Origin of the sequence: Tardiphaga alba (assembly GCF_018279705.1) — a bacterium.
Taxonomy (GTDB): Bacteria; Pseudomonadota; Alphaproteobacteria; order Rhizobiales; family Xanthobacteraceae; genus Tardiphaga; species Tardiphaga alba.
In genome coordinates this window covers 2,864,439-2,885,030 of record NZ_CP036498.1, presented here as the reverse complement: position 1 = coordinate 2,885,030, position 20,592 = coordinate 2,864,439, and the positions used below count along the sequence as shown (strand labels likewise).

Genomic DNA, 20,592 nt, shown 5'->3' with positions numbered 1-20,592 from the left:
CCAGGGAGTCCGGAGCGTATCGGGATGGTGCGCTTCTACGCTGCTTTGCAGCAAAAGACCAGCCCCATCCCGCAGGCCTACCCCTCGCTGTGCGATTTCACGCCTTTCTCGTCTTCCTTGCCACCTTCCTCCTTAAATGGAACCAGCAGCCAGAGCGTGAGGAAGGTGAACAGGGAGATCACCACCGCGACGTCATAGGACCCGAGCCCGACCGCCGCCCCGGTGGCGCCGGTGGCCCACAGGCTGGAGGCCGTGGCGGTGCCGCGCACCGAGCCGCCTTCCTTCAGGATCGCGCCTCCCCCGATGAAACCCATCCCGGTCATGAGGCCCTCGATGATGCGCGCGGTGCCTTCGGGGTGTCCGTTGAGGATGCCTTCCGTCGCTTGGACGATGCCGCAGGTCGCCAGCGCCACGAGCGGGAAGGTCCGCAAACCCGCGCTGCGCTCGGCGCGTTCCCGGTTCCAGCCAATCGGCAATGCCAGAATATAGGCGATAGACAACGCTACAAGATGCGGCAATACACCAAAACTATCAGTCGTTTCCAGCAATGTCTTCACGTGAGCTCCGATCGCGTTGAACCATCGCCTGAGATCACGATCTCAGCCCCATCCGGAGCCAATCCGGTGCCAAGTCGCGGCGACGCGGATAAACTCAGCCGGCGAGTCGCGGTTCCATTTGGGGATCCGTTCGCCACCGCCCTCGCCGCCGATCGGATCTCGTTTTGGAAACCGCGCTCTATCTCCCCGTGAAACGCTTTCTCGAAGGGCTCGGCTTTTCGGTGAAGGGCGAGATCCAGGGCTGCGATCTGGTGGCGCTGAAAGGCGACGATCCGCCGATCGTGGTGGTTGGGGAGCTCAAGCTCAGCTTCAATCTTGAACTGATCCTGCAAGCCGTTGATCGCGCGGGCGCCTGCGACGAGATTTGGGTTGCCGCCAAAATGTCGATCCGTGGCAAGGGCCGCGAGAGCGATGCGCGCTATCGCAATCTGTGCCGCCGCCTCGGCTTCGGCATGCTGGGCGTCACCGATGCCGGCACCGTGGAAATCCTGGTGGAGCCGCCAACCACCGCGCCCCGCCGCAATCCGAAGCAGCGCGCCCGCCTTATCACCGAACACCGGAAACGGATCGGCGATCCCGCGCTGGGCGGTTCGACCAAAACGCCGATCATGACCGCCTATCGCCAGCAGGCGCTCGGCTGCGCCGCCGCCCTCGCTTTGGGCCCGCGGCCGTTGAAGGAGCTCAAGCCTGCCTTTCCCGACGCACAGAAGATCCTGCACCGCAATGTCTATGGCTGGTTCGCGCCGGTGTCGCGCGGCGTCTACGCCCTCACCGCATCCGGCCAGCAGGCGCTCGTCACCTGGCCGCAGGCGAACAGCACCGGCTAATCCGACCTACCCGCAATTTACTTTACTTCAAAGCTAACCCCGGGCGTCCGACGCATTGTCGCGCGTCACATTGCATAGCTGACTTGCCACGGGTTTTTCATATTGCAATGCAACAATGGCTTCGTTAGGAAGCCAATATCAACTTTGAGGCGGACGATGAGCGGCGAGTGGAATACCAAATATGGCACGAGGCGCGTGCGGCATGATCCGCCGACGCTGGAAGAGGCCATTTTCGCAGCCATCGGCATCACCGAGGACCTCGACCAGCAGGCCGAGATCGCAGCGTCGCTGATGGGCTTGCCCGTCGAAGAGGTGCAGGCGCAGGTCAAGAAGGCCAACCGCTCCACAGGCACGCTGCGCGTCAGTCGCGTCATCGCCGGCGAACAGGGCGCCCAGCGCACCGTGGTCGTCGAGCGCCGCGTCACCCGCAAGATCGCGATCGCCAAGCGGGCGTGAGTTTTTCCGGATCAGTTCTGGAATGAAAAAAGCAGGGCCTCGGCCCTGCTTTTTTGTTTCTGTGACGCCTGCGATCCCGCGCTCAATGCTTGCCGAAACCGGCGGCGTTGAACCAGGCACGCCAGGCAGCCCGGTTATAGTCGCCGACAGCCTTGGCGACGTCAGCTGCGCCTGCCTTCGGCTTAGGCGCGACCTTCACGGGCTCCGCGGTGAGATCGATCAGGCCCGTCGATTCGCCGTGGCGGAACGACAGTTTGGCGCCGAACTTGCCGGCCAGCGCGCGCATCGCATCGTTCTGCGCACCGGTGGTGACGCGCAGCTTCTTGTAACCCATCGAGCGCGCCTTCGCGATCAGCTGGGTGAACAGGATGCTGCCGACGCCCTTGCGGCGCATGCAGGATTCGACGCTGAAGGCGACTTCCGGCTCGACATTGACGAGGTCGGCCTGGTGCAGCTCGGCGGCGCCGCGAATGGTGCCGTCTTCGAAATAGGCCAGGATGACGGTGCCGTCATGCACGGAGCGCTCGGCATATTTCGCGACCCAGTCGTCGCACAGCGAGCCGTTGAAACGGTCGCGGCGGCTGTCACGGTCGAGACGCAGAAGATGGTCCCGGAACAGCGGAAGCTCGTGGGTGGCGAGGATACGAACGGGGCCGCTCTTGGTCGAAACCTTGGGCGTCCGGTGGGCAAGTGCGATGATCGTTGCGGGGCTAAACATGGGTCCACTCCTCCGGATATCCGCGAGGAAAGCCTTGATTCTTGTATGACCCCAATATTGTGCATCGCACAAAGAACTTCAAGGCCAATGGCGTGCGACAAGACGGCGCCGGACGCAATTGAGCTATGCAAATGCTTGAAGGTTAAAGAGGAATTACCCGCAGCCCCGTTCCTAGAGTACCAGCTGGGTCTGGGTCACCACCCCTACGAGCTTGCCCTCCGCGGTCTCGATCCGGGTCTGCCAGACCTGGGTCCGGCGTCCGCGATGGATTGGCGTGGCCGTGGCGCGCACCGTGGTTCCCGCCGCTGCGCCGCTGACGAAATTGGTCTTGCTCTCGATGGTCGTGGTGCCCTTGGCGTCCTCGGGCAGATTGATCACGGTCGCGGCAGCGCCAACGGCATCGGCCAGCGCCATCACCGCGCCGCCGTGGATCGTATGACGCGCCGTGCACAGGTCTTCCCGCACCAGCATGGTGGCGACCACGCGGTCGAGTTCTGCCTCGATGAAGGTGACACCCATCGATACCGAAAACGGCATCGTCACGGCCTTGATCTTGTCGAGCGGCGTCATGTGGTTCTCCCTGCAATGTCCGTCGTGGCGCGGACTGATGGCCCATGGAGACGGATGCGGCGCGCCGTGACAAGTCCCCCTTTCCGCGGCATAGCGATGCGATGAACGCCTTCCCGCCCCGCCGCATTGTCTGCCTCACGGAAGAGACCGTGGAGACGCTGTATCTGCTCGGCGAGCAGGACCGCATCGTCGGCGTCTCCGGCTATGCGGTGCGCCCGCCGCAGGTGCGTCGCGAGAAGCCACGTGTCTCGGCCTTCATCTCGGCGGATGTGCCAAAAATCCTGGCGCTGGAGCCGGACCTTGTCCTCTGCTTCTCCGACCTGCAGGCCGAGATCGCCGCCGCGCTGATCCGCGCCGGCATTGCCGTGCATGTGTTCAACCAGCGCGACATCGCCGGCATCCTGGCAATGATCCGCACACTCGGCGCCATGGTCGGCGCGCAGGACCGTGCAGAACGGCTTGCCCGGTCCTACGAACAGCGTCTGGCCGACGTCGCGGCAGCCGCACAGACCCGCGCTGCCAGGCCGCGCGTCTATTTCGAGGAATGGGACGATCCGCTGATCACCGGCATCGGCTGGGTATCCGAATTGGTCGACATCGCCGGCGGCGTCGATGTTTTCCCGCAGATGCGTTTTCAGAAGGCGGCGAAGGATCGCATCGTGTCGCCGGACGACGTACGCGACACGATGCCCGACGTGATCCTCGCCTCATGGTGCGGCAAGAAAGTCGTGCCGGACAGGATCAGGCAGCGACCGGGATGGGGTGACATTCCGGCCGTGCGCGACGATCGCATCGTCGAGATCAAATCGCCGCTGATCCTGCAACCCGGCCCGGCGGCGTTGACCGATGGCCTCGATGCGATCGTGAAGGCGCTCTGGCCGTAGCCCGGATGGAGCGCAGCGCAATCCGGGGACCGGCGTTTCCGCGAAATCTGCTGTCCCTGCATTACGCTACGCTCCATGCAGGCTACGAAATCAGCGACGCCCTCAACCTTCCGGATATTCCAGCGCATAGGCCTCCGTCAGCGCATCATCAAGCAGCCTGCCTTCGCTGAAAATCTGCAGCGATGCCGGCCGCGCGACGCCGGGCAACAATCGCTGACACGGCTCGGGGGCTCCGATCACGGTCCTCACCGGAATGCGCTCGGCATAGATCGGCAGCTCGTAATCCTCGTCGTCATCGGCAACACCCTTGGCGCGGATTTTTGCCGACGCCTCCTCGATCTCCATGGCGATGAAGGACGTTGCTTTCATCTCCTGCGCTGTGGTAGCGCGCAGGCCCGCGGTGCGGTCGGGGAAGAAGCGATCGACCATGGCGATGCCGGCGCGATCCTTCTCCGCGGGATCGGTGACCAGATAGGCATTTCCGAACGCCATCACGGCGCGATAATCGGCCGAGTGATTGAAGCCACAGCGCGCCAGCACGAGGCTGTCGAGGAAGGCCACGGTGAGGCAGACGCGCTGATGCGCGGTCTGGTTCTTCAGCATCCGGCTCGCGCTCGATCCATGCCAGTAAAGCGTCGTGCCTTCGCGCCAGAAAAAGGTCGGCGTGCAGTAGGGCTGGCCGTCGATCACATAAGAGACGTGGCACATCATCGCCGCGTCCAGGATCCTGTGCACGGTCTCGTGGTCGTAGAAGCCACGATCATGCCGCCGCTTCACGCGGTTGCGCTGGGTGAGCGGATAGGTCGGCGTTGTCTCTTCTGTCGTCTTCAGTTCGGCGGTGCTCACAGTAAGTCCTCGTGGATTGGAAGCGTTCGAAACTGTTGTAGCCGCCGAATTGGTCTGCGATAGTGCCAATTCCATGCGAAAAATTCCGACCAATTCTCGCACGATGAAATCGACACCTGCAGTCCCGCACGCATTGCCGCTCGATCTCGATGGCGCACATATCGACCGCCACGCGTCCGCGCCGGAACGCCTGTATCAGGCGCTGCGCCATGCCATCACGTCAGGCACGGCCAAGCCCGGCGAAGCGCTGCCGCCATCGCGAAACCTCGCCGAACAAGCCGGCTTTCGCCGCAACGCGATCACCGATGCCTATGAGCGCCTGATCGCTGATGGCTTCGCCGTCGCGCGCGTCGGCTCCGGCACGTTCGTCGCCGAGCGCATTCCATCCGCCGTCGATGCGAAAGCGCCGAAGCGCATCGCCATCATCGAGCCCCAGCGCGGCACGCTCGCGCTCGGCTGCACCGATATCGACGAGACGGCGCTGCGCCGTTTTCGCTCGTTTGTCGGCCGCCGCATGCGCGCCTTCGGCAGCGAGCATCTGCATTACGGCGATCCCCGCGGCAGCCGCGAGCTGCGCATCGCCATCGCCAATCACCTGCTGTCGGCGCGCGGCCTGCGCTGCGATCCCGACCACATCATGCTTACATCAGGCACCCAGCATGGCCTGCGCATCGTGCTGTCCGCCATCCTCAAGCCAGGCGAACAGATCTGGGTCGAAGACCCCGGCTACCCCGCCGCGCGCAAATCCATCGAGCATTACGGCGGCAAGCCGGTCTCCGTGCCGGTGGACGACAGCGGCATGATCGTCGCCAAGGGGCGCTCCTCCGCGCCGCATGCGCGCGCCGCCTATGTCACGCCCTCGCATCAGTTTCCGCTCGGCGTGCAGATGGCGATGCCGCGGCGACTGGAGTTGCTGGACTGGGCGCGCGATGCTCATGCCTTCGTGTTCGAGGACGATTACGACAGCGAATTCCGCTATGACGGCGCGCCGCTGCTGTCGCTCGCCGGCATCGATCACCTGCGCCGCGTCGTCTATATGGGCACCTTCGCCAAGACGTTGTTTCCCGGCCTGCGCATCGGCTATTGCGCGCTGCCGGAAAACCTGATCGGCCCGGTCGCCGCCGCCCGCGCCGCAATGGACCGCTTTCCCGCCACGGTGATGGAAGGCGCCATTGCCGACATGCTGAATTCTGGCGCTTTCGCCGCCAACCTGCGCAAGATGCGCGGCCGTTACCGCGAGGCGCGCGATGCCCTCGCCCGCACGCTGACGGACGCATCGGACGGGCAACTCACCGTCCCCGTCCCGTCGCAAGGCTTGCATCTGGTCGCGCGGTTTGCGGCAACGACACCGCTCGAGATCGCCGCGCAGGCCAAGGCCGATGCCGGCGTCGAAGGCTGGCTGCTGGCCGACACCTATCTGCGCGCCCGCCCCGCGCCGGGCTTCGTGCTCGGCTTCTCTGGGCATCCGTTACGCAAACTCGTCACCGCCGCCGAAACGCTCGCAAAGGCCTCGGCCGCAACGCTGCGCGCGCATCAAAAAGTCGCAACGAAACGGCGCGATGGAACCCGCGCCGGGGCTAGCACTTATGGCTGGCGACTGCTGCGCTTCAAGAATCGAACCGGCGTCCGTAGACTGCATCACCAACGGCCCCACGGAGATTTCATGTCCGGCAATCGCAACGTGCTCTTTCTCATCATCGGCGCACTCGTCGTCGGGATCGGCGTGCTCGGCTACAACCTCTATCAGGAGAAGAAGGAGCCCCAGGGCCTGCAGATCAATGTCGGCCCCGACGGCCTGAAGGTGCAGAACAAATAATGCGCGCCACATTGGCTCTCGGCCTGCTCGCCGCCCTCACCGTCACCGCCCCGGCTTTCGCCGTTGATCAGGTTTCGCGCGAGGAGGACATCGTCGAACTGCGCCTCGGCCAGCGCATCTGGGTCGATGACGGCTCCTGCCCGACCGGCCAGATCAAGGAAGTCATGGGCACCACCCTCGCCGCCAACGGCAACGTCGCCCGCGTCAAGAAATGCGTCCCCCGCGGCGGCACGCGGGTGCGTTGAGGGGCGGCCATCGACGTATCGTGCAGAGACTCAGCGATCGCTGAGATGCGCCTTCGCCGCCTCAGTCGATCGGCGCGGGGTCATACATGCATTGCAGGGTCGGCTTTGCGATCTGGCTGAACGTCGCGCTGACCAGCGATTGCTTGGATTCCGGGATCCAGCCCTTCTCGATGGTCGGCACGCCGCGCTCGGTGATACCGCGCAGCAGGGCCTCCCGCAGGTCGGTGTCATCCACCGGCGCGATGGCGTGATCGTGCAGGCAGCCGCAGACCTGTTCGGGATGCGCCCAGCGCCCCGCCATATGCGGCGCGCACAGGCGGACGAATTCACCGCGCTGATCCGGCAGCTTGCGCCAGGACAGCGTTTCCCAGAACCGCGCCTCCCGCACCCTGGCCTCCGGCACCTGCGCCTGCGCATCGACACCGGGCAGAACGCAGGCAAGGATCACGGCGACACAGGCAGCAAAACGAAATGGCAGTCGGGTCATGCTGGGCTTTTCTTGTTGTTGATCGCGCACGTCGTGGTCAGCGGATAGCGGCCAGAACGATGGTGGCAGGTGCCGGGTCCGGCGATGGCGCGCCGTTGAAGGTGAAGGTGCCGATGGCCGGCAGCGTGCTGTCCGCCGAGCCCGCCAGCGACGGACCCGCGAACAGGAAGGCGAAAGCGAGGACGAGGCTGGCAAAGCGCATCGGACGTCTCCAGAGTGATCGCGTGTTGGAGACTGGATAGCGGGCCGCCGTTTCGGCCGGTCTGCGTGCCAAGCGCAAAATGGTTTCGCGAGAGACCCACAATGTGTCGTCGGAACCCGTGCGACGAAACATGCATTGCCGTCGAATGGTCACCCTGCCGTCACCCGGCTTTAACCGAACCGCGCTTAAAGCAACGGAGATGCTCGCGGGTGCAACCAATTGAGGCAGTTGCGCGTTTATGTTGCTCTAGTGGCAGAAGGGTACGCGTGGTGGGAACCGGCAACGACGATGTTGGCAAAGATCAGGGCAAAGACCTGATGGTTGACGCCGCCGGGTTGTCGCCGACGATCGCACCGCGTGATCCGACACATGTCATCGCCAACACGACTGTAGCAACGCCCCAGCAGACGTCTCGCTGCCTCCGCGACAACGAATGCTCGCCACAGCAGCTCGTCCGCCTGATCGGCAGCCGCAGCCCGCCGGTGACGCCGCTGTCATGGGAACGGCTGCGCCAGCAGCAGGCGCAATTCACCGCTAGCTAGCGCCGTACCATCGCCTCGCGCCTACTTGATGAACTCACCGCATTTCTGCACGTCGGTATTGGCCGTGCCCCACGGCATGATCGGCACCGACGAGGTCGAGTTCTTCGGCGAGCCTTCGATGATCCGGTCGGAATAGACCATATAGACCAGCACGTTTCGCTTGGCGTCGCAGCCACGCACGATCTGCATCTTCTTGAAGAACAACGAACGGCGCTGGCGGAACATGTCCTCGCCCTGGTCGCTCTTGGCCTTGAACTTGATTGGGCCGATCTGGCGGCAGGCCAGCGAGATGTCCGAGACCTCCTCGGCCAGGCCGAGCCAGCCCTTGAAGCCACCCTTTTCCGGCACCGTGAAGTGACAGGCCACGCCCTCGACCTCGGGGTCGTCGACGCCATAGGTGGCGAGCTTGTCGTTCGGACTCAGCCATTTGAACACGGTGGAGCGGCGGAAGATCAGGTCGGGCTCGTCGGCCGCCTGGGCCACGCTGCCAACCCCCACCGTCACCGCGACCAGCGCGAGCGCAGCCATGCGGCTCCAACCGAAGCGAAAGCTCAAACCCATCAACGACATTCAACTCTCCGTGTCTCACACCGCTTATGTAGAGATTGCTTTGGGCAACGGTAGGCCCGATGCCGCGGCGTTAATTCAATGTGAGGCTTTTTTGTTACCTTCGCATCCAGCCTGCAGCGGTGCGATTCGCCCGCTGGTGAACGCCTTTTGCGTCCGCGACACTAACCCTTTGAAACGGATTCGAGGATTTTTCAGCGTGACGGTTTTTAAGTTTCCGGGAAGCTCCACCCGCAAGCACCTGCTTCTCAGCGGCACTTCAGTTTCACGGAGCGCATGGTCCCCTCGCCACCTTTTGCAGGCGGCATTGCTGACCTCTTTCGTGCTCGGCGCCGCGGCTCCCGCCCATGCCGTGTTCTGGTTCGATGAAGATCCGATGCGTCCGCGTGTCATGGAGCCGTCACCGCCGCCGGTCCGCGCGCTGCAGCAGCGCGACAACCGGTTGAAGCAGCAGGGTGCGACCTTCGAGAAGGAAGCCAAGGCCCATGCCAAGCCGGTCGGCCCGCTGGTGATCGCGATATCTCTCGACAAACAGACCATGCGCGTGTTCGACGCCAACGGCCTGTTCGCGGAAACCCGCGTCTCTACCGGCATGCGCGGCCACGCCACACCGACGGGCGTGTTCAGCATCATCCAGAAGAACAAGTGGCATAAGTCGAACATCTATAGCGGCGCGCCGATGCCCTATATGCAGCGGATCACCTGGTCGGGCATCGCGCTGCATGCCGGCGCCCTTCCCGGCTATCCGGCGTCCCATGGCTGCATCCGCATGCCGATGGCGTTCTCCACCAAGCTGTGGAGCTGGACCCGCATGGGCGCCCGCGTGATCATCACGCCGGGTGAGATTTCGCCGGCGGAGTTTTCGCATCCGCAGCTGATCGCCCAGAAGCCGGTGCCGGTTGCGGCGACGCCGATGGCAGCCCCGAAGGATGACCAGCCCGCGACCGCCAAGCCTGCGGATGGCAAATCCAATGAGGGCAAGTCGACCGAGATGAAGCCCGACGATCTCGGCCTCAAGCCGAGCACCACAAGCGCGGGCACCAAGACTGTCACCGCCGATGCCAGCAATGCGCTACCCAAGCCGGTGCTGACCGATGCCGGCGCGGCCCTGGCCCAGATGTCTTCAGCCAGCGCCGATATCGCAAAACTCGCCGAGAAGAAAACCGACGAACCCACCCGCGTGACGCGCCAGGACGTCGATGCAGCCGCCGCGAAGATCGCAGAGACGCCGGCGCCAGAGGTGAAGCAGGCAGCCGAGGATCTGCCGCCGGCATCGCCGCTCGTCGCCGCCGCGCCCGAGGCGAAGAAGGACGACAGCCGTCCCGCCGACGCGCCTAAAGCCGAACAGACGAAGACCGAGGTCAAAGCCGAAACCGAGACAAAGCCGGATACGGCCAAGCGCGATGCCGTCGATATCCCGCCGCCGCCGGATACGTCACCGAAGCGCACCGGCCAGATCGCCGTGCTGATCAGCGGCAAGGACGGCAAGCTCTATGTGCGGCAGAATTTCGCCCCGCTGTTCGAAACGCCGATCACCATCAAGCCCGGCGATCGTCCGCTAGGCACGCATGTCTTCACCGCACGCATCGACAAGGATGAGGCCAAGAGCATCCACTGGACCGCAGTGTCACTTCCCGCTGTTCCGCAGCGCGCTGCTGCCGAGACCGGCACACGCAAGCGCGCCGCCGTGGCGCCTGTCACGCCGGAAAGCCTGCGCACCGACAGCGCCGCCGAAGCCCTCGACCGCGTCACCATCCCCGAGGATGCGATGGCGCAGATTGCCGAAGCCCTCGCCACCGGCGGTTCCATCATCGTGTCCGACCAGAGCATCAAGTCTGGCGGCGAGACCGGCCAGGGCACCGAATTCGTGGTGCCGATGCGCTGAGCGATCCGGTGAGACAAGCGGCGCGGTTGACGCGCCGCATCGACGGGATCACCCTGCACGCTTCTTCAGATCGAGGCGCGCGATGATGGATCGCAGACATCTGCTCATGACCCTGATCGGTGGCGCGGTCAGCGCTGCCACGGCATCGTCGGCTCGCGCGCAGGCGAGCCGCATCACCGCCTATGGCTTTTCCTTCCCGGCGCTCAAGGGCGGCAACGACATCAGGCTGTCCGACCATGCGGGCAAGCCGATTATCGTCGTCAACACCGCCTCGCAATGCGGTTATACCCCGCAATATGCCGGCTTGCAGGAACTGTGGACCGAGTTTCGCGAGCGCGGCCTGATGGTCATCGGCGTGCCGTCCAACGATTTCGGCAATCAGGAGCCGGGCGGACCGCACGAGATCGACGATATCGCCCGTGGCCGTTTCGGCATCTCGTTTCCGATCGCCGCCAAGACGGTGGTGAAAGGCCCGAATGCGCATCCCTTCTACAAATGGGCCGCCGAGGCCCGCCCCCGCGACCTGCCGCGCTGGAATTTCCACAAATACCTCATCGGCCGCGACGGCTACCTCGCCGACGCCTTCGCTTCCGAATTCGAACCAACGGATACCCGCATCAAGACAGCCGTTGCGAGGGCACTGACGGTGGTGTGAGGGGTGAGGTTGACGCGCAGAGGCCTGAAGCCTCCCCTCCCTCCAGCCGCGCAGCGGCGCAGTGGGGAGGGTCCACCGATAGGCGGGGGTGGGGTCCATCCCCACGTGACGTCAGAGCTTGCGGAAACACCCCACCCGTCCGCGCTTCGCGCGGCCACCCTCCCCACGGCGCGGCTTCGCCGCTTGGGGGAGGGAAAAGGAAGAGCTGCGCTCCGGGGAGGGAAAAGACAGTGCCGCTCCGGCTTTAGAACGCCCCTTGGGGATAAGGCCCGGCGCCATGGCGGTAGCGGGTGAAATCACGTTAGACTTCCAGCCAACCTCTTCTCACCCGGCCCGATCAGGCCGGAGCCAATTCCACGGAGACGACATGCGCAAGGCGGCGGGTCTGATTTTGGCGAGCGCGGCCGCGCTCTGGACGGCACAGGCGCTGGCACAGGCGCCGAAAGCGGCCACGCCGGCACCTGCGGCCCCGGCTGCAGCCCCTGCCCCGGCAGCAGCTCCCGCGCCGGCCCCCTCCGCTGCCGCTGCAAAAGCGCCCGCCTGCGCCAATCCCAATGCGCTCGGCGTCAGCCGCGTGGTCGAGATCGACACCACCGGCGGCCCCGGTTTCGGCTTCGAGCATTTCAAGCAGCTCGACTTCCTGCGCGACAAGGAAGTGGTGCTGACCTTCGACGACGGCCCGTGGCAGACCACCACGCCGACCGTGCTGCGGACGCTGGCCGACGAATGCGTCCGCGCCATCTTTTTCCCGATCGGCAAGCACGCGACTTACTATCCGGAAATCCTCAAACAGGTGGCCGCCGCCGGCCACACCGTGGGCGGGCATACCTGGGGCCATATCGCGCTGACCAACAAGAAGCTCAACGAGCAGCAGCGCAAGGACGAAATCGAAAAGGGATTTAGCGCCGTCAAATGGGCACTGGGCTCCGCGCCTGCCCCGTTCTTCCGCGCGCCGGCACTGCAGCATCCGCCTGAGATCGTCACCTATCTCGGCGAGCGCAACATGGCGATCTTCTCCACCGACATCGACAGTTTCGACTTCAAGACCCGCAAGTCCGAACAGGTCGTCACCAATGTCATGACCAAGCTCGACAAGCTCGGCAAGGGCATCATCCTGATGCACGATTTCCAGAAACACACCGCCGAAGCGTTGCCGACACTGCTGCAGAAGCTGAAAGCCGGTGGCTACAAGGTCGTGCATATGCGCGCCAAGGCGCCGGTGCAAACGATTGCGTCATATGACGAGGCGATCACCAAGGATGCCAAGCTGCCGACGGTGAGCACGCGGCCTTTGAGCGGCGTCGTCACCACTGTCTCGGAATAAAATGCCAGATGCCGATCACGGTCGAAGGATACGTTATCGTCTCGGCCGACGGCCGGCTGACCGACGCAACGAACCAGCAGCCCGATGCATTGCGTTTCAAGGAGGACCATCGCTTTTTCGTCGATGGCCTGAAGCGCGCCGCACTTGTCGTCCACGGCCGCAATTCCGGCGATGGGGATCCGCGCACATGCGTGAGGCGACGACTGATCGTGACCCGCAGCGTCGCCGCTTTCGCATTGGCGGACGATATCCCGCAGGCCGTCTATTGGAATCCCGCCGGCGCGTCCTTCGAGGCTGCAGCGGATGCGGCTGGTATCGCCGATGGATCTGTCGCGATCATTGGTGGCCCGGCGGTGTATGGTCTCTTTCTCGACCGCTACGACGTGTTCTGGCTGTCGGAAGCGCATGGGGTTCACCTCCCCGACGGCCAGGGCTGCTTCCCAGGCGTGCCCGCAAAGTCGCCCCACGAGGTGCTGGCAAGCCACGGACTGACAGCGAGCGAGACGCGCGTGCTGGATGCGGACAATGATGTGACGGTCACGGCCTGGCGGCGTTCGTAGGGCGGATGAGCGAAGCGTCATCCGCCAGCGGCGTTGGTTGGGCGAAGAACGGCGGATGACGGCTTCGCCTCATCCGCCCTAGATTCTACAGGCAGAGCTCACGCCTCGTGATAGCCATCCATGCGCGGCCCCTTGCCGATCCCTGCGATGATGAAGAGACCGCCGATCAGCGACAGGTTCTTCAGCGCATGGATCATCTGGCCCTTGGCCTCGGCGCCGGTGAGATTCCAGAAATCGTGGAAATAGAACGTCGCCGCCATCACGAACAGCACGAGGACAAGAGCGAAGAATCGCGCACCAAAATTCAGCGCGATCATGATGCCGCCGAGCAGTTCCAATGCCGCGACGGCAATCGCCAGGATTTGCTTCAGCTCCATCTTGGCCAGTTGTTCGAGCTGCTGCGTGTAAGGCAATAGATCGGCCGGTATGGTCGGAATGACCTTGTTGGCGATCATGTCCGCCGCCGCCGACAGGTCGATGAACTTGGACACACCGGAAGCAATGAAGATCACGGCGAACAGGATTCGCCCGAAAGTAATAAATGCCGGCATGTGTGAAAGCCCCACGGAACTGCAATGACTGCGACTTGAAACTGCGGCGAGTATGATCAATCCCGTCGCTTTTTCAAACGCTCAAATGGACGACTTCGTTGAAGTCATCCATTTGTCGTCAATGCTGCAGTGATGGTTCGGTTTCAGCCGAACAGATTGGCCTGCGACCGCCCTGCCCGTTCCTGCGCCTCAACCGCGGCAACTGCGGTCATGTTGAGGATGCCGCGCGCGGTCACGCCCTGGGTCAGGATATGCGCCGGACGTGCCGGGCCGATCAGGATCGGGCCGACCGGCAGCGCATCGGCCAGCGTCTTGATCATCTGATAGGCGACATTGGCGGCATCCAGCGTCGGCATAATCAGGACATTCGCTGCACCTTCGAGCTTCGAATGCGGCAGCACCATCTTGCGGGCCGCCTCGGACAATGCGGTATCGCCCTGCATTTCACCGTCGGACTCAATCTCCGGATGCTTCTCACGCAGCAGCGCAGCGGCGCGGCGCATCTTGCGGGAGGAGTCCGTATCGTAGCTGCCGAAATCCGAATGCGAGACGAAAGCGATCTTCGGCTTCATGGCAAAGCGCTGCACATGGTTCGACGCCAGTGCCGCGATCTCCGCGAGTTCTTCCGCGCTCGGATTCGGGCGCACCTGCGTGTCGGCGATGAAATGCGCGCCCTTGCTGGTGATCATCAGCGACAGCGCTGCGAAGTCGCTGACACCCGGCAGGAAGCCGATGATCTCGCGCACATGGCGCAGATGGCTCATGAAGCGACCTTCGATGCCGCAGATCATCGCATCGGCTTCACCGCGGATCACGGCTAGTGCTGCGATGACCGTCGCATTGGTGCGAACGACCGTACGGGCAACATCCGGCGTGACGCCGCGACGACCGGCGACATCGATGTAGGACTGCACATAGGAGCGATAGCGCGGATCGTCCTCGGGATTGATGAGGTCGAAGTCCTGCCCGGCCTTGATCGACAGACCGAAGCGCTTGATGCGCGCTTCCACAACCGACGGACGACCGACCAGGATCGGACGCGCCAGCTTCTCTTCCAGCACGACCTGCACAGCGCGCAGCACGCGCTCGTCCTCGCCTTCCGCATAGATCACGCGGACAGGCTGCGTCTTCGCCTTGGCGAAAACGGGCTTCATCACGAGGCCCGAACGGAATGCAAAGCGCTCGAGATTGGCGGTGTATTCGTCGAAATTGGCGATCGGGCGCGACGCGACACCGGATTCCATCGCCGCCTTGGCGACGGCCGGCGCGATGCGCAGGATCAGGCGCGGATCGAATGGCGACGGGATCAGCGAGCCCGGACCAAAGCCCTGCGTCTCGCTCTCGAAACCGGCATGCACGGCATCCGACGGCGGGTCCTGCGCAAGCTGCGCGATGGCATCCACGGCCGCATGCTTCATCGCTTCATTGATCGCAGTGGCGCCGCAATCCAGCGCACCGCGGAAGATGAAGGGGAAGCAGAGAACGTTGTTCACCTGGTTCGGGAAGTCCGAACGACCGGTGCAGATCATCGCATCCGGACGCGCCTTGCGCGCTTCGTCCGGCATGATTTCCGGGGTCGGATTGGCAAGCGCCAGCACCAACGGCTTGTCGGCCATTGCCTTGACCATCTCGGGCTTCAGCACGTTCGGTGCGGAGACGCCGAGGAAGATATCGGCGCCGCCGATCACGTCACCGAGGGTGCGCGCGTCGGTCTTCTGCGCGTAGACCGCCTTCCAGCGATCCATCAGCGTGTTGCGGCCTTCATGCACGACGCCGTCGATGTCGCAGACCCAGATGTTTTCGCGCTTGGCGCCGAGCGACACCAGCAGGTTCAGACAGGCGATCGCCGCGGCGCCAGCGCCCGAGCAGACGATCTTCACATCCGGCAGTTTCTTGCCGTTCAGCAGCAGCGCATTCTTGATCGCGGCGCCGACGATGATGGCGGTGCCATGCTGGTCGTCATGGAAGACCGGGATCTTCATGCGCTCCTTGAGCTGCGCCTCGATCTCGAAACACTCGGGTCCCTTGATGTCTTCGAGGTTGATGCCGCCAAAGGTCGGCTCCAGCGCCGAGACGGTCTCGACCACGCGCTCGATGGTGTCGGCGGCGATTTCGATGTCGAACACATCGATGCCGGCGAATTTCTTGAACAGGACGGCCTTGCCCTCCATGACGGGTTTCGACGCCAGCGGGCCGATATTGCCGAGACCGAGCACCGCGGTGCCGTTCGAGACCACCGCAACGAGATTGGCACGCGAAGTCAGCGATGCCGCCTCGTTCGGATCGGCGGCAATGGCCATGCAAGGCGCGGCAACGCCGGGCGAATAAGCAAGCGCGAGGTCGCGCTGGTTGGCGAGCGGCTTGGTCGCCTGGATTTCGAGCTTACCCGGCTTCGGCAGGCGATGATAAGCGAGCGCTGCGCGGGACAATTCTTCGGAGGAAGGAGAGGACATGAGCGCTCCGGTCGGGCCGAACGGTACGGACAGGATAAAAGGGTCGTTCGGCGGATTCAGCGCGATGTCTATCCCGCCGGACGGCATTGGCGCAACCGCTTCCGGACGCATGTCAGACGTCCTCTCGCCGATGGAAAATTGACGTTTTCCGTCTTCGAACCCAACTGCCTGATCGCGCGTCTTAGGAAAGACTGCCTTGCCCGCCCTCAACAAAAATGGGTACCTTGATGCTGCAACGCCAAATGTATCCGACGCTGCTCCCGCGCCGCGATGCGATACCTGGCGAAGTCAGGCATTTATGCGCCGCATAGCCCGCTAACGGAGTTTCCTCATGTCAAAAACTGTCATCGGCCTCGGCGTGGCCGCTGTTGCTGCTGTCGGCGGCTATTTCGGCACTGAAGCCTATATCAAGCACCGCATCGCCGGTGAGATCGAAACCAATTTCGCGCAGATCCGCGCGGGCGGCGGACAGGCCAAGCATGGCGACCTCGCCTTCAGCCTGTGGACGCGCAACGTCACACTTTCCGATATCGCCGTGGAATTCACGGCGCCGCAGCCGGCCAAGATCAAGGTCGCCAGCTTCACCGCATCGGGCATCGGGCTCGACAGCGGATCGACCTTCAAGGCCGACAACATTGTCCTCACCGACATCGACGCCAGCGGCGCGATCGCGCCCGCGGGCGGCCTCGACGTCACGGTCAAGGCGCCCCGCTTCGAGATAGCCGATTATTCCGGCCCGACGCGGATGCCGGAGGGCACCAAGGTGACCTCGCCGCTCGACATGTATCGGGCCGGCCTCACTCAATTCGCCGCCGTCTCGGCACGCGCGATGACGGCCCCCACCGTGACAGTGGCGGCGAAGGGCACGGCGCTGCCCGGCGGCGCCGATTATGTCTATTCGGACCTGACCATCCGCGACATCAAGGACGGCAAGGTCGCCACCACGCATGCGAGCCGCGTCAATGTGGCAATGAGCGTCGCACAGCCCCGCAAGTCGGTGCGGATGACCGGCGAGATCGTCGATATCACGGCAAAGGATTTCGATGCCGCAGCAGCGGCCACCGTGCTCGATCCCGCTCATGCGAGCGATGAGAAGTTCTATCGCATCCAGGGCCAGGTCAGCACCGGCGCCTATACGCTGACATCAGATAACGGCCCCTCGTTCCGCATCGACGGCATCCGCATGGGCGACATGAAGATCCAGCCCGCCAAATTCAAAATGCAGGAGTTGCTCGCCGTATTGCCGGCCACGGGCGCGCGCGTCGATCCCGCCAAGACTCGCGCCATGATCGAGACCGTGGCTTCGACCTATGAGGGCATCCAGATCGACAATGCCGAGATGCTCGGCCTGTCCGTCCAGACACCTGACGGTCCGATCAAGCTCGCCGCCATGCGCTTCAATCTCGATCGCGGCAAGGTCGGTGAGTTCGCCATCGAAGGTCTCGACGGCACGACGAAGGAAGGCCCATTCAAGCTCGGCCGCTTCGCGCTCAAGGGCTTCGATTTCTCCGGCCTGATGCGCCAGACGTCGCAAATGGCGGCGCTCGGCACAACGCCGTCCACCGACAGCGTCGTCGGCATGTTGAAAGCGCTGGAGAGCATCGAACTCAGGGACATGGTGGCGCCCCACAAGAACAGCGGCAAGCTGATCACGCTGCACAATGCGAGCCTGAGCTGGGGGCAGTTCGTTGGCTCGATTCCGAGCAAGATCAATCTCAAGCTCAAAATGACCGGGCCGCTGGAAGAGAAGGACGGAGAGCCCTTCACGCTGTTGCGCGATGTCGGCATCACCGAAGCCACGGCTGATATGGATGTCGGAATTGCTTGGAACGAGAGCGAGAAGAAGCTGGTGCTGACGCCCGGCACTTTCGAGATCGGCAAGCTGTTCGCCATCAATGCGAAGACATCGCTCGACAATGTCCAGCGTGATCTATTCACCACCGATCCGCAACGCGCGATGATGGCGGCCTTGCCGATCGAATATGGCGCCATTGAAATCGTGGGACGTGATCTCGGCGCCGTCGATCTGTCGATCGCTCAATATGCCCGCAAGCAGAATATCTCGACCGAACAGGCGCGGTCGACGCTCGCCAACGAGATTCGCACGAAGGGCCGCGCGGCCGGAAATGACGACCCGGTTTCGGGTCGTCTCGCCGACGCGGTTGCCTCGTTTATCGAAAAGCCGAATGGCACACTGGCGCTGAAGATCACGCCGCGCGCGAAATTGCCGGTGCTGCAGTTCATCGAACTGACGAAGAACGATCCGTCGGCGATGTTCTCGCTGTTCGATATCGATATTCAGAACAAGTAGTGCTTCTAGCTTCACCTCTCCCCTCCGGGGAGAGGTCGAAATCGAAGCGCAGCGTAGATTTCGGGTGAGGGGGAGCCCCAAACTCCGACGTCACAAGCCCCTCACCCGCGCGTAAGAACGCGCGACCTCTCCCTCTAGCGAAGCTTCGCTTCGCGCGGGGGAGAGTTGAAGGACGCAAGCGCAGAGCTTACTTCTCCGGAAGGTTCAGCCGGATGTGAGCTTCGCGCAGCTGCTTGGGCGAGGCTTCCGACGGCGCCCCCATCAAAAGATCTTCCGCACGCTGGTTCATCGGGAACAGCGAGATCTCGCGCAGATTGTTAGTGCCACAGAGCAGCATCACAATGCGGTCGACGCCAGCAGCCATGCCACCATGCGGCGGCGCGCCATACTGGAACGCGCGATACATGCCGCCGAAGCGTTCGATCACCGTCTCCTCGCCGTAGCCGGCGATCTCGAACGCCTTCACCATGGCTTCCGGCTTGTGATTGCGGATGCCACCCGAAGCGATCTCGAAACCGTTGCAGGCGATGTCGTACTGGAAGGCGCGGATGGTCAGCGGGTCCTGCCCGTTGAGCGCATCGAGACCGCCCTGCGGCATCGAGAACGGGTTGTGCGCGAAGTCGACCTTCTTGTCGTCCTCGTTGTATTCGAACATCGGGAAGTCGACGATCCAGGCGAGCTTGAACTGCTCCTTGTCCGCGAGGTTCAGATCGTCAGCCACCTTGTTACGGGCGAGACCGGCGAACTTGTAGAACTTCTCGGGATCACCCGCGACGAAGAACGCGGCATCTCCGGCCTTCAGGCCAAGCGCGGCACGGACGGCTTCCGCACGCTCGGGACCGATATTGTTGGCGATCGGGCCTGCGCCCTCATTGTTCTCGCGCCACATGATGTAGCCAAGACCAGGCTGACCTTCGCCCTGCGCCCAGGAATTCATGCGATCGCAGAATGCGCGGCTGCCGCCGGTCGGACCGGGAATGGCCCAGACCTGGTTCTTCGGATCTTCGAGCATGCGCGCGAAGACCTTGAAGCCCGAACCGCGGAAATGCTCGGAGACGTCCTGCATGACCAGCGGATTACGCAGGTCCGGCTTGTCGCTGCCGTATTTGCGGATCGCTTCGGCGTAAGGAATGCGCGGCCAGTCCTTGCTGACCGGCTTGCCGTTCGCGAACTCCTCGAAGATGCCGGTGATCACCGGCTCCATCGCGGCGAAGACGTCTTCCTGCTCGATGAAGCTCATTTCGAGATCGAGCTGGTAGAATTCGCCGGGCAGACGATCGGCGCGCGGGTCTTCGTCGCGGAAGCATGGCGCGATCTGGAAGTAACGATCGAAGCCCGACATCATCAGCAGCTGCTTGTACTGCTGCGGCGCCTGCGGCAACGCGTAGAACTTGCCGGGATGGATGCGCGACGGCACCAGGAAGTCGCGTGCACCCTCCGGCGACGACGCGGTGAGGATCGGCGTCTGGAATTCGAAGAAGCCGCCCTCCTTCATGCGACGGCGCATGCTGTCGATGATGGCGCCGCGGGTCATGATGTTCTGGTGCAGCTTCTCGCGGCGCAGGTCCAAGAACCTGTATTTCAGGCGGATGTCTTCCGGATATTCCTGATCGCCGAACACCGGCAGCGGCAGTTCAGCGGCCGGGCCGAGCACTTCGATCTCGTCGATATAGATTTCGACGGCGCCGGTCGGCAATTCGTCGTTGTTGGTGCCTTCAGGGCGACGGCGCACCTTGCCGTCGATGCGCACAACCCATTCCGAACGCAGCGTTTCGGCGATCTTGAAGGCCGGTGAATCCGGATCGGCGACACACTGGGTCAGGCCGTAATGGTCGCGCAGGTCGATGAAGAGCACGCCGCCATGGTCGCGAATACGATGGCACCAGCCGGACAGGCGCACGGTCTGATCGATATGGCTGTCGCGGAGCGCGCCGCAGGTGTGAGACCGGTAGCGATGCATGATTATCCTGGAAGTGCTTCAGAGGTCAGAATCGACGTCGCCCCAAGGGCGCGAAGCGCAGGGTTTACCCGACCGGATCAAGCGCGGCAACCAATCCGCCGGAACGTCAACCCTCGCGAACGGCCTGACCGAATTCGGGCAGAACGCCATCATGCAGCTCTGAGACGTCCGCCAAG

General features: G+C 63.5%; 22 protein-coding genes and 1 pseudogene. 13 read left to right on the top strand and 10 right to left on the bottom strand.

Going from position 1 to position 20,592, the window contains the following annotated elements; translation table 11 throughout:
- Window positions 1-77: 77 nt before the first annotated feature.
- Window positions 78-557: an MgtC/SapB family protein gene (locus RPMA_RS13735; protein ID WP_211913313.1), complete on the bottom strand. Its 480-nt coding sequence runs from the start codon at window positions 555-557 to the stop codon at window positions 78-80.
- A 164-nt stretch (window positions 558-721) separates the two neighbouring features.
- On the opposite strand from RPMA_RS13735, the gene RPMA_RS13730 reads away from it, so the two are divergent.
- Entirely contained in the window at window positions 722-1,384 is a 663-nt protein-coding gene (locus tag RPMA_RS13730; protein ID WP_211913312.1) for a DUF2161 domain-containing phosphodiesterase, read from the top strand.
- Window positions 1,385-1,540: 156 nt separating this feature from the next.
- On the top strand, window positions 1,541-1,840 hold the full coding sequence (locus RPMA_RS13725) for a hypothetical protein (protein WP_211913311.1): 300 nt from the start codon (window positions 1,541-1,543) through the stop codon (window positions 1,838-1,840).
- An 82-nt stretch (window positions 1,841-1,922) separates the two neighbouring features.
- Here RPMA_RS13725 and RPMA_RS13720 read toward each other — a convergent pair whose 3' ends face one another.
- Entirely contained in the window at window positions 1,923-2,558 is a 636-nt protein-coding gene (locus tag RPMA_RS13720; protein ID WP_211913310.1) for a GNAT family N-acetyltransferase, read from the bottom strand.
- A gap of 171 nt (window positions 2,559-2,729) precedes the next feature.
- Window positions 2,730-3,128, bottom strand: a complete 399-nt coding sequence (locus RPMA_RS13715; protein ID WP_211913309.1) for a PaaI family thioesterase — start codon at window positions 3,126-3,128, stop codon at window positions 2,730-2,732.
- 101 nt (window positions 3,129-3,229) lie between these two features.
- Between RPMA_RS13715 and RPMA_RS13710 the strand changes: the two genes are divergently transcribed.
- Window positions 3,230-4,012: a cobalamin-binding protein gene (locus RPMA_RS13710; protein ID WP_211913650.1), complete on the top strand. Its 783-nt coding sequence runs from the start codon at window positions 3,230-3,232 to the stop codon at window positions 4,010-4,012.
- Window positions 4,013-4,114: 102 nt separating this feature from the next.
- Here the strand turns inward: RPMA_RS13710 and RPMA_RS13705 are convergent, their stop codons facing one another.
- The gene (locus RPMA_RS13705; protein ID WP_249225668.1) at window positions 4,115-4,858 is read right to left on the bottom strand and encodes a pyridoxamine 5'-phosphate oxidase family protein; all 744 of its coding nucleotides are present in this window, start codon (window positions 4,856-4,858) and stop codon (window positions 4,115-4,117) included.
- A gap of 73 nt (window positions 4,859-4,931) precedes the next feature.
- Here RPMA_RS13705 and pdxR point away from each other — a divergent pair.
- Together pdxR and RPMA_RS13695 are read left to right on the top strand one after the other, a co-directional pair.
- Window positions 4,932-6,410: pseudogene (gene pdxR, locus RPMA_RS13700) on the top strand (MocR-like pyridoxine biosynthesis transcription factor PdxR); the annotation flags it as partial.
- Window positions 6,411-6,673: 263 nt separating this feature from the next.
- Window positions 6,674-6,919 carry a DUF6719 family protein gene (locus RPMA_RS13695; RefSeq protein WP_211913306.1) on the top strand — a complete coding sequence of 82 codons (246 nt, stop codon included), beginning with the start codon at window positions 6,674-6,676 and terminating at the stop codon, window positions 6,917-6,919.
- A gap of 61 nt (window positions 6,920-6,980) precedes the next feature.
- On the opposite strand, the gene RPMA_RS13690 is transcribed toward RPMA_RS13695, so the two are convergent.
- Window positions 6,981-7,406 carry a hypothetical protein gene (locus tag RPMA_RS13690; RefSeq protein WP_211913305.1) on the bottom strand — a complete coding sequence of 142 codons (426 nt, stop codon included), beginning with the start codon at window positions 7,404-7,406 and terminating at the stop codon, window positions 6,981-6,983.
- Window positions 7,407-7,443: 37 nt separating this feature from the next.
- A complete protein-coding gene (locus RPMA_RS13685) occupies window positions 7,444-7,608 on the bottom strand; it encodes a hypothetical protein (RefSeq protein ID WP_211913304.1) in 165 nt (54 codons plus the stop codon).
- 266 nt (window positions 7,609-7,874) lie between these two features.
- Here RPMA_RS13685 and RPMA_RS13680 point away from each other — a divergent pair, with 266 nt between their 5' ends.
- Window positions 7,875-8,150 carry a hypothetical protein gene (locus RPMA_RS13680; protein WP_211913303.1) on the top strand — a complete coding sequence of 92 codons (276 nt, stop codon included), beginning with the start codon at window positions 7,875-7,877 and terminating at the stop codon, window positions 8,148-8,150.
- A gap of 21 nt (window positions 8,151-8,171) precedes the next feature.
- Here RPMA_RS13680 and RPMA_RS13675 read toward each other — a convergent pair whose 3' ends face one another.
- Window positions 8,172-8,678, bottom strand: coding sequence for a CreA family protein (locus tag RPMA_RS13675; RefSeq protein WP_408056550.1), 507 nt, complete (start codon window positions 8,676-8,678; stop codon window positions 8,172-8,174).
- Between the two features lie 346 nt (window positions 8,679-9,024).
- Here RPMA_RS13675 and RPMA_RS13670 point away from each other — a divergent pair, with 346 nt between their 5' ends.
- From RPMA_RS13670 to RPMA_RS13655, 4 genes are all read left to right on the top strand, one after another.
- Entirely contained in the window at window positions 9,025-10,602 is a 1,578-nt protein-coding gene (locus RPMA_RS13670) for a L,D-transpeptidase (protein ID WP_249225667.1), read from the top strand.
- Between the two features lie 82 nt (window positions 10,603-10,684).
- Window positions 10,685-11,257, top strand: a complete 573-nt coding sequence (locus RPMA_RS13665) for a glutathione peroxidase (RefSeq protein ID WP_211913301.1) — start codon at window positions 10,685-10,687, stop codon at window positions 11,255-11,257.
- Window positions 11,258-11,624: 367 nt separating this feature from the next.
- Window positions 11,625-12,581 (top strand): polysaccharide deacetylase family protein, encoded by a 957-nt coding sequence (locus tag RPMA_RS13660; protein ID WP_211913300.1) that lies wholly within the window; start codon window positions 11,625-11,627, stop codon window positions 12,579-12,581.
- An 8-nt stretch (window positions 12,582-12,589) separates the two neighbouring features.
- Window positions 12,590-13,141: a dihydrofolate reductase gene (locus tag RPMA_RS13655; RefSeq protein ID WP_211913299.1), complete on the top strand. Its 552-nt coding sequence runs from the start codon at window positions 12,590-12,592 to the stop codon at window positions 13,139-13,141.
- Window positions 13,142-13,239: 98 nt separating this feature from the next.
- Here the strand turns inward: RPMA_RS13655 and RPMA_RS13650 are convergent, their stop codons facing one another.
- Window positions 13,240-13,692: a DoxX family protein gene (locus RPMA_RS13650; protein WP_211913298.1), complete on the bottom strand. Its 453-nt coding sequence runs from the start codon at window positions 13,690-13,692 to the stop codon at window positions 13,240-13,242.
- Window positions 13,693-13,835: 143 nt separating this feature from the next.
- Window positions 13,836-16,145: an NADP-dependent malic enzyme gene (locus RPMA_RS13645; protein WP_211913297.1), complete on the bottom strand. Its 2,310-nt coding sequence runs from the start codon at window positions 16,143-16,145 to the stop codon at window positions 13,836-13,838.
- Between RPMA_RS13645 and RPMA_RS13640 the strand changes: the two genes are divergently transcribed.
- Both RPMA_RS13640 and RPMA_RS13635 read left to right on the top strand, forming a co-directional pair.
- Window positions 16,144-16,287, top strand: coding sequence for a hypothetical protein (locus RPMA_RS13640; protein ID WP_211913296.1), 144 nt, complete (start codon window positions 16,144-16,146; stop codon window positions 16,285-16,287). The genes RPMA_RS13645 and RPMA_RS13640 overlap by 2 nt on opposite strands.
- Before the next feature lie 189 nt (window positions 16,288-16,476).
- The gene (locus RPMA_RS13635) at window positions 16,477-18,456 is read left to right on the top strand and encodes a hypothetical protein (protein ID WP_211913295.1); all 1,980 of its coding nucleotides are present in this window, start codon (window positions 16,477-16,479) and stop codon (window positions 18,454-18,456) included.
- Between the two features lie 187 nt (window positions 18,457-18,643).
- Here the strand turns inward: RPMA_RS13635 and aspS are convergent, their stop codons facing one another.
- Window positions 18,644-20,416: an aspartate--tRNA ligase gene (gene aspS, locus RPMA_RS13630; RefSeq protein WP_211913294.1), complete on the bottom strand. Its 1,773-nt coding sequence runs from the start codon at window positions 20,414-20,416 to the stop codon at window positions 18,644-18,646.
- On the opposite strand from aspS, the gene RPMA_RS13625 reads away from it, so the two are divergent.
- Entirely contained in the window at window positions 20,415-20,579 is a 165-nt protein-coding gene (locus tag RPMA_RS13625; protein ID WP_211913293.1) for a hypothetical protein, read from the top strand. The genes aspS and RPMA_RS13625 overlap by 2 nt on opposite strands.
- The last annotated feature ends 13 nt before the right edge of the window (window positions 20,580-20,592 follow it).